Origin of the sequence: Adhaeribacter terreus (assembly GCF_042657365.1) — a bacterium.
Lineage (GTDB): Bacteria > Bacteroidota > Bacteroidia > Cytophagales > Hymenobacteraceae > Adhaeribacter_A > Adhaeribacter_A terreus.
The window spans coordinates 242,460-254,339 of sequence record NZ_JBHSKT010000007.1 but is presented as its reverse complement, the minus strand read 5'-3'; the positions used below and the strand labels follow the sequence as shown (position 1 = coordinate 254,339).

Sequence of the window (11,880 nt, the reverse complement as noted above, 5' to 3'; positions counted from 1 at the left end):
ATTTAGTTTCACTTTAATTACTATATAGTGATAGACTTTTTTGTAAGTATCCCTAAAAACGGAACTGTTTAAAAGTAGACAGAAATGTTTAATTTTAAACTGATAAGATGAAAAAGACAAGATTTACCGAGAGCCAGATCGTGAAAGCTCTCATGGAGCACGAAGCAGGCCGTAAGGCTGAGGACATTTGCCGGGAGCTGGAGATCAGCCGGGCGGCCTTTTACAAGTGGAAGAGCCGCTACGGAGGTATGGAGGCCTCGGATGTGCAGCGGCTCAAAGAGCTGGAGGAAGAGAACCAACGGCTTAAAAAGATGTTTGCCGACCTGAGCCTGGACCATGCGATTCTGAAGGAGGTGATCACAAAAAAAGGCTGGGGCCCTGGCAGCAGAAAGCCTTAGCCGAAGAACTTGTTTCAGATCATGGCTTATCGGTTTCCAGGGCCTGTAATTTTAGCGGGCTTTCGCGTTCGAAGTACTATTATAAAAGCTGCCGGAATGATTCAGAAGTGATCACAGCCCTGCAGGAGCTGGCAGCTGCGCATCCTGTTTATGGCTTCCGAAAGCTATTCTCCTGCCTGAGGAGAAAAGGTAAAGCATGGAACCATAAGCGGGTATACTGCATCTACAAGCTTTTGAAGCTAAACAAGAAGAAAAAAACGCAGATTACCGGCCCGGGTAAAGCAGCCCTTAGTACAGCAACAGGAACTCAATAGCAGCTGGAGCATGGATTTTATGAGTGACAGCCTGGCTTCGGGCAATAAGTTCAGGACCCCTGAACGTGATCGATGACTGCAACCGGGAAGCGTTGGCCATAGAAATAGCTACCTCTATCGGTGCTAAAAGCGTGATCCGCAGCCTGGAACAGCTCATTGACTGGCGGGGAAAGCCCAAAGCGATCAGTGTAGACAACGGTCCGGAGTTCACCAGCGCTGACTTCAGCTTGTGGTGTGAGAGAGAAAAGATCAGCATTCAGTTTACCCAGCCGGGAAAGCCGATGCAGAATGGCTTTATCGAACGTTTTAACGGCAGTTACCGGAGAGAAATATTAGACGCATATTTGTTCTTTGACCTGGAAGAGGTCAGGCAACTTACCCGGGAGTGGATGGAGCACTACAATACCCAAAGACAGCATGAAGCATTGGGAAACCTCACACCTACCGAATGGCCGCTAAAAAAAGGAAGTGGAAATATGGAAAACCTGCCTCTGCTCAAAAAGTCAACTCAAAAGGTTTACCACATTACCACTTCATAGTAGTGGGAATAATTGAGTTAAGAATTGTCTACTTTTGAATTGTGCTACTTTTGGGTACTTACATTACTCCTTGATTATTTCGTTACACTCTACTTAATAATAAACTACTATTTTATCTAAAGTATATCAATGGATTAAATTGATATAATAATCACTTTTAACATCAAATACAAAGAGCGTTTTATTAATTTTTCTACTAAATAATAAAACAAATAAAGCTAATATCCATTGTTTTCAGTTATCTTTGTATGCAACATAGTAATTAAGGATCAGCGCCATTATTATAAATATCTAGTTTTGAAACTATAACAAACTTCTGAGTGATTTATTTAGTTGAATCATCAGCTTTTCTACAGTTCTCGTATCTCAATGACTATCCGATATACAGCTTTCTCGAAAGCCATAAACCTGGTTACAGATTTTTTTCTGCTGAACTTGTGCTTATACACATGCTTTGTCATTCAAAATCCGGAGAAACTATGGGAAAATGTATCTGAGAACTACCACGTTCGGTTTTTGCTGGTTAATATTATATGGTTTGTCAGCGCTACGCTGAATAACTTGTATGAAGATATATTCAAACGTGACAGCATACCTGCTATAAAGCTTTCGATTCAGTCTTTGATCCTTTTTATTTTCATGGTAATTATTCAAAGGTTTGCACTTCCTTATGAAAAATTCCCGGCACTGTTAACGATCGCCTTCTTTATTTTATTTAGTATCCTAATCCTGGGATGGAAAACGCTCTTCCTCTTGATCCGAAAACCACGGCGCTGGTCATTAGTGAAATTTAAGAAAATTGTAATTGTAGGGGCTGGTACGTTGGGAGTAGATGTCTATAATTATATTAACAAGAATAAACAGCTGGGTTATGAGGTAGCCGGATTTTTCGATGATCATATTCCGGCGATGCCAAATATCAATCCGGTACTGGGAAAAATTAACGAATGCCTGGATTACGTAGAAAAAAACGACATTGCGGAAGTTTATTGTGCGTTGCCGGATATGGCTTACAATCAGGTAATGAGCTTGGTGGAAGAAGCAGATAAACGCCTGATCCGGATAAAATTAGTGCCAGATGTAAAAGATTATTTTAAAAACCATTACATGGTGGAATTATATGGACACTTACCTGTACTTACTCCGCGTCGTGAACCATTGGAAGATAAAGCTAATGAAATCGTAAAACGCATGTTCGACATTGTATTCTCGTTAGCGGTTATCGTGTTTTTACACAGCTGGCTGGTTCCGTTAATAGCAATCTTTATTAAATTGGATTCAAAAGGACCGGTTTTTTTCAGACAGCTTCGTTCTGGCAAAAATAATGAGCCTTTTTATTGCTTAAAATTCAGAAGCATGACTGTTAATCAGGATTCTGACCGTAAACAAGCTAAGCGCGGCGATTCCCGGATAACGCGGGTAGGTGCATTTATGCGTAAAACCAGCTTAGATGAACTCCCTCAATTTATAAATGTATTGTTCGGAGATATGTCGGTAGTTGGGCCGCGGCCGCATATGCTGAAACATACTGAAGACTATTCACAAGTAATAGACAAATATATGGTTCGCCATTTTCTTATTCCGGGAATTACGGGCTGGGCCCAAATAAACGGTTTGCGGGGCGAAACGGAAACGACCGAATACATGGAAAAAAGGATTAATGCTGATATCTGGTACCTGGAAAATTGGTCTTTATTGCTGGATATGAAAATTATTATACTTACGGCTTGGCAGGCAATAAGAGGAAGTGAGAAAGCTTTCTAAATCAGAATTTACATGCTATGCATAATTGATTTACTTTCAGGAAATATCTTTTAAAACGCAATTCCATATAAAATTTCCTTTTTGGTAAAACATATCTTTTAAAGAGAAAGATGCAATGCTTTGCTCAAAGCCATTAGTGTAAAATCTGTATTATTAGTAATCTTGTCTAAGTCAGATCTACCACTGAAAATCGACTACATAATTCCCCTCTAAATCATAGCTGAACTTCATTTTGAAAACGCTATCATTTTATGACTAAAAACTAATAGCATTTTCTACATCAACATTTTCGTTTAGCTAATCAGTTTTTAAGGTAAAAATCATAGCGTTTTATTTTACACCAGTAAATTAGGCATAAAAAAATCCGAAGCCAGACAGCTTCGGATTTTTTTATGTAAAACGCTTAAGTTCTAAATAACTGGTTTTATAATTACTACTCTGTTTTGAGCCCGGCCTTCTTCCGTTTTATTAGAATGCTGCGGCTTGCTAGAGCCATATCCTTTAGTAGTTAACCGTGAAGATTCAATTCCTTTTGAAACCAGATAATCTTTAATGGTATTAGCCCGTAACTCCGATAATTCTTGGTTCCAATCTACAGGACCGGTAATATCAGCGTGGCCTTCAATTACAAACGTATTTTGGTCTTTCTTTAATAACTCGGCTATATTGTCTAACACCCGCGAAGATCCTGCTTTTAGCGTAGCCGAATTCAGATCGAACTGAATGATCTTACCATAAGTTTGTAATACTTTCTCATGAACCTGTTTTTTAGAAATAGTACCGCCAGTTGGATTTACGTCCTTCACGATACTAACAATTCCGTTTTTCTTCAGATTTGCACTAAAAGCGTTGGCTTGGTTTGTTTTTGAAAAGTTGCCTGCCAAAACGCGATGTACTTTTTCCCCATTTACCACTTCTTCTTCTACAGAAACAGAAGTACCCGGGTCGAGGGCTTTAATTTTATTGGCCATTCTTTTGGCATTGGCCTGGGTAGAAAAAACGCCGGCCTGAACAGCATATCTGCCGGCAACTGGTTTGGAAGCAAACGATTCTCCTGCAAATGCAAGTTGATTGCTTTTCTGTCCCACTTCAATACTTGCGCTTAGCTCTTTCAGCTTTGTTTCCGATTGCGCCAATGCAGTCTGAAGTTGATTTCTTTCGCTTTGCAACGTTTTAAAGTCTGATTGCAAAATAGTCAGCAAAGAATCTTTCTTTTCTAATTCTTTAATGTAACCCGACAATTTTATCAGGTCTTCTTCCTTATAAGTTAATTCACCCTGCGAGTCGCGGGCTTCTAACCTTCTTATATACTCTGAAAGTTTTACTAATTCCTCATCGGTATAGGTATTCACATTTTTTATTGGATCGTTGCTATTTCTCTTCTGTGCATAACTTTGAAATTGAGCGCAGGCACAAAAAATCACGAAAGGAATTAATTTTTTCATTTTATTGAACATGGAGTCGTAGAAGATTTTTGTAAACGAATTTTACAAACCTGTATATAAGAAACTCAGATGGAAAAGGGAGGAATAATTTGCAAAAGAGCTTTCGTAGCGGACTTTGTAATAGTTGGAAAAGGATTGTTAGTCCGCTACGAAAGTTACCTGATGAACAGGAAAAAATTTATGAATCTTATTAATATCAAGCATCTGAAATTCCAGTATGCATTACCAGAAAATTATTTACCCATAATTCGGTTCAGGTGATCTACAGCAGATTCGGTCTGGCTATTTCTGAAACGGCCGCCATACATTTTAGAACCACCAAATTTATAGATAACGCTTATTGAATGTTGTTTGTAGCTGGTTGCGCCGCCGCTAAAGCTAAACTTACCCATAGATTCCAGGTTTACCCCTACTCTATTTGTAATCCACATATTAGCGCCTAAACCTAAATGGTTATACCAAATATTTTGTTTATGGGCACTGAAATCTTTTTTAGGGCCTAATGAAGTAAAACCGTATCCACCGCCAATATAAGGATCGAACCATTTTGTAGGACCAAACAAATAATTCAGATCGAATTTAGCCGTACCGTCAATTGCGTAGAAAAGTTGGGTAGCTTTATTTACTTCCAAATTAACCTGTTTACCCGCTTTATATTTGTTATAAGAACCATTTAATTGAACACTAAAGCCTTTATAAATATGGCGTTCAATAAACAGCTTGGATGGAATAGGCATAATATTCCAGTTATTGCCTATCCGCAATGGTTCTCTCAATTCAGTTCCAGAATCGTCAACTCCATTTATTCCTAATCCGGCGATCCAGAATTTTCTAACTTCATAGTTTACTTTTCCCCGTTGTGCCTGAGCATGCCCCATACCCACAATGCAAAGCAAAGCAGCCAAGGCAAGTTTTAAGTAGTTCATTTTGAATGAATTATAATAGTAGATTATTGAACAATAATTAACCAATTGTTATATGCTATTCTTTTACAAGACTACATATAATTTTGAAATTTACCAACAAACCACACAATAATTTTAAATCATTGTATTACAGATATTTACAACAAAGTAACCACTAAAATTCAGTACATAAAGTAAGAAACCAAATGTTAACTATAAATATAATTCTTACCCTACAAATGATAATTGAATAAGAATATAATCCAATTTAGCAGGCAATTCAATACGTGGATTTAATCAATTATTCTGAGCTGATTACGCTGCGTTGAACTGCTTCCAAAACTAATTTTACTGGAGACGTTTTTTTCTATAGAGATTGTAACCCCAATACTTAATAACCGAAGAGTAAAAAGTATTTAAATAAGCCAATTGAAAAACGCTATGGTTTTATGCCTTAAAAGTCAGCTGAATGAAAAATGCTATGGTTTAAGCACCAAAAAGTACGGACAAAAAAAAACCGCTACCAGCTTTCTTTTCAGAAACCCGATAGCGGAAAAAAAATTGGTGGAGTAGCAGGGATTCGAACCCTGGTCCAGACAAGGAAACCCTCGCGCTTTCTACATGCTTAGCTTCCAGTTGATTTTCGAATAAACCCAGGCTGGATCAAACCTATGAATTTACCTTATCTGCTTTATTTCGCCCGAAAGCCGCAGTTTCCTTCAGACTAGTTTCACGTTTCGATGCCCCTGATGCAAACGCGGTAAAACGGCGCTCTTGCGGGACAATGGCTTATGCGTTAATACCTAGATTAAGCAGCCATGGCGTAGTTATATTCGCCAGTTATTGTTCGAATGACTTTTTAACAGGAGATACATTCAACTCCCGACATGCTTACACGGAATCTGCTCAAGCTGTCAATTCCGGTCTACCCCATAAATTAAAGAACGTTGTATCTTTTCAGTACAAGTCTGCAAAGATACTTTTTTCAGTCAGAAGTATAACGTTTTTTTCGGGGGAAATAGTTTCAGTTTTTTGTTTTTGTTTGAAGATTCAAAGTCCCCCTTTGGAGGGGTAGGGGAGGATTTTACATTTTTCGATAATTTGGTCCAATATGCGTGATCCTCCCCCTACCCCCTCCAAAGGGGGACCTGAAAACCTATTCACTTCTGTACTCCAGAATATCACCGGGCTGGCAATCGAGTTCTTTGCAAATGGCTTCTAAGGTAGAAAACCGGATTGCTTTGGCTTTGCCGTTTTTCAGAATGGAAATATTAGCCATCGTAATGCCTACTTTCTCGGCAATTTCCGTTACCGACATTTTCCGTTTAGCCAGCATTACGTCTAAATTTATGATGATCGGCATATTCAGACGGTAAGTTGTTCTTCTTCGTAAAGGCGGTTGCCTTCTTTAAATATCTCGGCCAGGATGTAGGAAGCCAGCATGAGCACCAGCGTTGTAAAACTGAAATCGAAACTAAAATGGCCTGTATTGCCAGCCGCAACAAAAGTAAAACCTGAAATGATGAATATCCAGAGCAAATAACCCGCAATTTTCTGGAAGGATTTTACATTCTGCTCCCGGAAAGTCTGCACTCGTTTCACGGCCTGTATCACTTTCACAAATTCCTGCACTACCAGGATCCATAAAACCATTTGCATCAGAATTTGAATATAGATCATGTAAACCGAAAAAGGCTGCAACTGGCTTACCATAAAGGTGCGGGTAGTGTCCATTTCGGAAGCAGCCGTATGGATGGGATTACTGATACTCAGCTTTCCCAAAGAACCGGAAAACTTCCAGTCGTCGTAATACTGGGGGTCGATGTGCCAATTAACCACATAATAGGTAAGCAGGATGATCAACCCAATTTGAACAACCTGCATGATGCGGCAGCAGGCCGTGACCCAGAATAATAATTTGTTACGTTCCATCGTGATTGCGTTTTATTTTTACAAACATAAGGAAGCTATAAATACAAAACAATACTATTTTATCGTTTTTCAATAAATTTTTATTCCTAATTATACCACACTTACTTTTAAGCCCTGAAACCATAGCGTTTTAACTTCAGCATCTCTTTTCAGACAACCTACCCCAAACTCTTAAAACAATCCAATTGCCTTTCTAAGCCTTTAGCTGTATCTTTGTAGTGATGGAAAATTTTGTTGTTTCGGCGCGGAAATACCGGCCAAGTACGTTCGATAGTGTAGTTGGGCAACGCCACATTACCACCACGTTAAAAAACGCGATCACCAATAACCACCTGGCGCAGGCTTTTTTATTCTGCGGTCCGAGGGGCGTTGGTAAAACCACCTGTGCGCGGATTTTAGCCAAAACCATCAACTGTACGAACTTAACGCCGGAAACTGAAGCTTGTAATACCTGCGAATCGTGCGTGAGTTTCAACAACAATGCATCTTTCAATGTACATGAGCTCGATGCCGCTTCCAACAACTCCGTGGAAGACATCCGGAACCTGGTGGAGCAGGTTCGGTACGCGCCGCAAACCGGAAAGTACAAGATCTATATTATAGATGAGGTGCACATGCTTTCCAATTCGGCTTTCAACGCGTTCCTGAAAACCCTGGAAGAACCGCCGAGCTACGCCATTTTCATTCTGGCAACTACCGAGCGTCACAAAATTATCCCGACCATCCTTTCCCGCTGCCAGATCTTCGATTTTAATAGAATCCGGATCGACGACATGGTGAAGCATTTACAGGGAATTGCCGGCAAAGAAAGCATTCAGGCCGAACCCGATGCGCTGCATTTGGTTGCCCAGAAAGCCGACGGCGCGCTGCGCGATGCGTTGAGTATTTTTGACCAGCTGGTAACTTTCAGTGGCAGCAATATCACCTACAAGAGCGCGATAGATAACCTGCACATTTTAGATTACGATTACTACTTCAAACTTACCGATTACCTCTTAACCGAAAACCTTTCCGGCGCGCTTTTACTTTTTGATGAAGTGCTGAAAAAAGGCTTCGATGCGCATAATTTTGTACTGGGCATCGGCGAGCATTTCCGCGGATTGCTGGTTTGCAAAGACAACGCTACCGTGCAATTGCTGGAAGTTTCGGATAATATTAAAGCCAAATATGCCGAGCAGGCCAACAAAGCGCCGCTTTCATTTTTGCTTTCCGGGTTGAACATCGTTTCGCAATGCGACCAAAACTTTAAAGCCAGCAAAAACCAGCGTCTGCACGTAGAATTGGCTTTAATGAAACTGGCTTACCTGAACGCCGCCGTGAACTTTGCAAGTGCAGGAGTTACGGAGGGCGCCGGAAAAAAGCTGATGCCGGTAGCGTAAAACCTGCCGGCTCCCCTACGCATCACGTTACTTCTTCGGCCACGGCTTTAGAACCCGGCGGCGATAAATTACCGCCTGCACCTTTCGTTCCGAAAACTGAAGTAAAAATACCAACTCCGGAAGAAATTTCGGCCAACCTGCTGCGTTCCGACGAAGTAGCCGCACCCGGCGTTCCTACCGTTGCCGAGCCATCAGCGGCGGAAACTGGGTTTGTAAAACCATCGGTGCATGCGCCCAAGAAAACGATGGGCAAGTTCAGTTTAAGCAGCCTGAAAGAAAAGATCAGCACCGGTAATTTCCAGGAAGAAACTACTGAAGTTGCGGAAGCTGAACTGGATATGCGCCCCGGCCAGCAAAAGCCAATTGAAATGGAGGCACTTCGCACTGCCTGGTTCGCTTTTGCGCAACGGAAAAACCAGGAAGGTAAAGTTTCAGAATACATGATCCTGAACCGCAACTTCGAGCTGCAAAACGGTACCGAAATTCACTTAAAAGTAGATAACCCGGTGCAGGTAGAGCAGTTCAACGACGTAAAAGCTGAGTTACTGGGCGAAATTCGACGCAAGCTACAGAACAACAAACTGAACGTGATCGTAGAATTTGTGGAAGTGGTTGGCGCCAAGCGGCTTTATACTTCAATTGATAAGTACAATTTCCTGGCCGAACAATATCCGGTACTGACAGAACTGAAGCAACGTTTGGGTCTTGACACAGATTTTTAAGCAGAAGAAAATTAACGGAAAGGGTATTCTTTATGAATACCCTTTTTCGTTTTCAGTAGCATTAAAATCAGCATCATACCAGTTCGAAAACGATATGCTTTCAAATCAAAAAAGTCTACAAACCAATTCCATCGCTTCAGCCGTAATTAGAAACGCTATCATTTTCAGGCAAAAAACTGTTTAAATTGCTTCCCCGGCCTGCCATTCAGAAACAAGCCCCTTAAAATCAGAAATATCAGAAACTACCCTTATCTTTGTCTTTCGGCTCCGGATCAAAACCGGTGTTGCTGTGGAATAGAAACATGAAAATAACCGTTTGCCGTAAAGAACATTTCAATGCTGCCCACCGGTTGCACAACCCGGCCTGGACGGAAGCGCAGAATCAGGAGTTTTTCGGACTTTGCAACAGTCCTAATTTTCACGGCCATAATTACGAACTGATCGTGAAACTTACCGGCGAAGTCAACAAGGAAACCGGTTATGTGTACGATCTGAAAAAACTCAGCAAACTTATTGCCACAGAGATCATTGCGCGGTTCGACCATAAAAACCTGAACCTCGATACGGAAGAATTCCGCAATCTGAACCCCACTGCCGAAAACATTGCTATAGTAACCTGGAATTTGCTGCGCGCGAAAATTGAGCCGGAATTTGCACTTTCTGTTACGCTTTTTGAAACCGAACGAAACTTTGTAGAATATAATGGAGAATAGCGACCAACACGATCACGGTTACGACCACCTGAGCGCTTCCCAGCAAACCCCGCTCCGCCCCGATGCTTTTGAGCTTTCCGACGACGATAAGATCCAGATCATTGAAGGCCATTTTACCGAAATTATGCACACGCTGGGTTTAGACCTTAGGGACGACAGCCTGAAAGGCACCCCGCACCGCGTGGCTAAAATGTACGTGAAAGAAGTTTTTGCTGGCCTGAATCCGAAAAACCGTCCGCACGCCCGTTCTTTCAGTAATCATTATAATTACAACCAGATGCTGGTGGAGCGGAATATAACCTTGTTTTCATATTGCGAGCATCATTTTGTACCTATCGTAGGCAAAGCACACGTAGCTTATATTCCAAACGAACACGTAGTAGGTTTATCGAAGCTGAACCGTATTGTACAATATTACGCCAAACGCCCGCAGGTTCAGGAGCGCCTTACCATACAGATCGCGCACGAACTGAAGAAAGCCTTGCGCACAGAAAACGTGGCCGTTTTGATAGAAGCTGACCATTTGTGCGTAATGAGCCGTGGCGTGAACGACATCAGCAGCAACACCATTACTTCGGAATACAGCGGCGTGTTTCAGGAAGCACAATACCGTAACGAATTTTTACAATACCTCAGAAAACCTTAATCTTTAGAACTTTAAAAGATCATTCTGGTTATAATGCGTATACTTTAATTTTCCAGTGAATCGTTTAAACCGTTATAGCCCACTTCGCACACAGGCAAAGCAAATGGCAGGAAAAATTTTAATTACCGGCGGCACCGGTTTAGTTGGCACCAGGCTTACTGAAATGCTCATCGATTCGGGTTACGAAGTAGCCCACCTGAGCCGGCAGCCCAATAATTTCTCCCGTTATAAAGCCTTCCGTTGGGATCTGAAACAAAATTACATCGACGACCACGCCATTAATTGGGCCGACTACATCATTAACCTGGCCGGAGCAAGCGTAGGCGACGAAAAATGGACCGACGAACGTAAAAAAGAGATCCTGAATAGTCGCGTACATGGCACCAATTTGCTTTATAATTGCCTTAAAAACACGCCAAACCACGTAAAAGGTTTTCTTTCGGCTTCGGCAATTGGTATTTATGGCAACACCGGCGAACAATTGATAACCGAAGAAAGCCCTTATGCTGCCGATGAATTTCTGGCGGAAGTAGCCAGGAATTGGGAAAAAGCGGCCTGGCAAATGCACGAGCTCGATGTCCGGACGGTAATTTTCCGCATTGGACTGGTGCTTTCTAACTTGGGAGGCGCGCTTCCGCAAATGGCCAAACCGGTAAAAATGATGGCTGGTGCGCCCTTGGGTTCCGGTAAACAATACATGAGCTGGATCCACATCGATGACCTTTGTCGCCTTTTTATTAAAGCCATTGAAGAACAGCAATTTAACGGCGTTTATAATGCGGTTGCCCCAAACCCGGTTACGAATGAAGAATTTACCAAAGCGCTGGCCGAAGTAATGCATCGTCCGCTGATCGTGCCCAAAATTCCGGCGTTTGGCGTTAAACTGGTGCTTGGAGAAATGAGTGAAGTAGTTTTAGGCGGTTCACGCGTGAGTTCAGCCAAAGTGCTACACACTGGTTTTACATTCGAGTACAATTCAGTAGAAGAAGCGCTGGAATCTTTTTACCACCAGGAAGCCTGAGTTTTTTAGGTTAAAACTATAGCGTTTTATCATTTAAAAATTACTTCTAAAAGCCAGAAAAGCCTTTTGCAAAATAAAATCAGCAAAAGGCTTTACTTTTTT

General features: G+C 41.5%; 11 protein-coding genes, 1 other RNA gene and 1 pseudogene. 7 read left to right on the top strand and 6 right to left on the bottom strand.

Annotation, left to right across the window (positions count from 1 at the left end; all coding sequences use genetic code 11):
- Window positions 1-107: 107 nt before the first annotated feature.
- Together ACFPIB_RS13160 and ACFPIB_RS13155 are read left to right on the top strand one after the other, a co-directional pair.
- A pseudogene (locus tag ACFPIB_RS13160) lies at window positions 108-1,251 on the top strand (IS3 family transposase).
- Window positions 1,252-1,620: 369 nt separating this feature from the next.
- A complete protein-coding gene (locus ACFPIB_RS13155) occupies window positions 1,621-3,015 on the top strand; it encodes an undecaprenyl-phosphate glucose phosphotransferase (RefSeq protein ID WP_378017921.1) in 1,395 nt (464 codons plus the stop codon).
- Between the two features lie 410 nt (window positions 3,016-3,425).
- Here the strand turns inward: ACFPIB_RS13155 and ACFPIB_RS13150 are convergent, their stop codons facing one another.
- The 5 genes from ACFPIB_RS13150 to ACFPIB_RS13130 form a co-directional block, all read right to left on the bottom strand.
- The gene (locus ACFPIB_RS13150) at window positions 3,426-4,367 is read right to left on the bottom strand and encodes an OmpA family protein (RefSeq protein WP_378017920.1); all 942 of its coding nucleotides are present in this window, start codon (window positions 4,365-4,367) and stop codon (window positions 3,426-3,428) included.
- A gap of 326 nt (window positions 4,368-4,693) precedes the next feature.
- Window positions 4,694-5,386 (bottom strand): outer membrane beta-barrel protein, encoded by a 693-nt coding sequence (locus tag ACFPIB_RS13145; RefSeq protein WP_378017919.1) that lies wholly within the window; start codon window positions 5,384-5,386, stop codon window positions 4,694-4,696.
- Between the two features lie 541 nt (window positions 5,387-5,927).
- Window positions 5,928-6,297, bottom strand: a transfer-messenger RNA (tmRNA) gene (ssrA, locus tag ACFPIB_RS13140).
- Between the two features lie 224 nt (window positions 6,298-6,521).
- Window positions 6,522-6,728 carry a helix-turn-helix domain-containing protein gene (locus ACFPIB_RS13135; protein WP_200506951.1) on the bottom strand — a complete coding sequence of 69 codons (207 nt, stop codon included), beginning with the start codon at window positions 6,726-6,728 and terminating at the stop codon, window positions 6,522-6,524.
- 2 nt (window positions 6,729-6,730) lie between these two features.
- Complete coding sequence (locus tag ACFPIB_RS13130; RefSeq protein WP_378017918.1) at window positions 6,731-7,297, bottom strand: DUF2975 domain-containing protein; 567 nt, start codon at window positions 7,295-7,297, stop codon at window positions 6,731-6,733.
- Between the two features lie 221 nt (window positions 7,298-7,518).
- Between ACFPIB_RS13130 and ACFPIB_RS13125 the strand changes: the two genes are divergently transcribed.
- The gene (locus ACFPIB_RS13125) at window positions 7,519-8,676 is read left to right on the top strand and encodes a DNA polymerase III subunit gamma/tau (RefSeq protein ID WP_378017917.1); all 1,158 of its coding nucleotides are present in this window, start codon (window positions 7,519-7,521) and stop codon (window positions 8,674-8,676) included.
- Window positions 8,677-8,698: 22 nt separating this feature from the next.
- On the opposite strand, the gene ACFPIB_RS13120 is transcribed toward ACFPIB_RS13125, so the two are convergent.
- On the bottom strand, window positions 8,699-8,929 hold the full coding sequence (locus tag ACFPIB_RS13120; protein WP_378017916.1) for a hypothetical protein: 231 nt from the start codon (window positions 8,927-8,929) through the stop codon (window positions 8,699-8,701).
- Between ACFPIB_RS13120 and ACFPIB_RS13115 the strand changes: the two genes are divergently transcribed.
- The 4 genes from ACFPIB_RS13115 (at window position 8,922) to ACFPIB_RS13100 (ending at window position 11,778) form a co-directional block, all read left to right on the top strand.
- Window positions 8,922-9,398, top strand: a complete 477-nt coding sequence (locus tag ACFPIB_RS13115; protein ID WP_378017915.1) for a hypothetical protein — start codon at window positions 8,922-8,924, stop codon at window positions 9,396-9,398. The two genes, ACFPIB_RS13120 and ACFPIB_RS13115, sit on opposite strands and share 8 nt — an antisense overlap.
- Window positions 9,399-9,700: 302 nt before the next feature.
- A complete protein-coding gene (locus ACFPIB_RS13110) occupies window positions 9,701-10,111 on the top strand; it encodes a 6-pyruvoyl trahydropterin synthase family protein (protein WP_378017914.1) in 411 nt (136 codons plus the stop codon).
- Window positions 10,101-10,757, top strand: a complete 657-nt coding sequence (gene folE, locus ACFPIB_RS13105) for a GTP cyclohydrolase I FolE (protein ID WP_378017913.1) — start codon at window positions 10,101-10,103, stop codon at window positions 10,755-10,757. Before ACFPIB_RS13110 ends, folE begins: the two co-directional genes overlap by 11 nt.
- Before the next feature lie 103 nt (window positions 10,758-10,860).
- The gene (locus ACFPIB_RS13100; protein ID WP_378017912.1) at window positions 10,861-11,778 is read left to right on the top strand and encodes a TIGR01777 family oxidoreductase; all 918 of its coding nucleotides are present in this window, start codon (window positions 10,861-10,863) and stop codon (window positions 11,776-11,778) included.
- The last annotated feature ends 102 nt before the right edge of the window (window positions 11,779-11,880 follow it).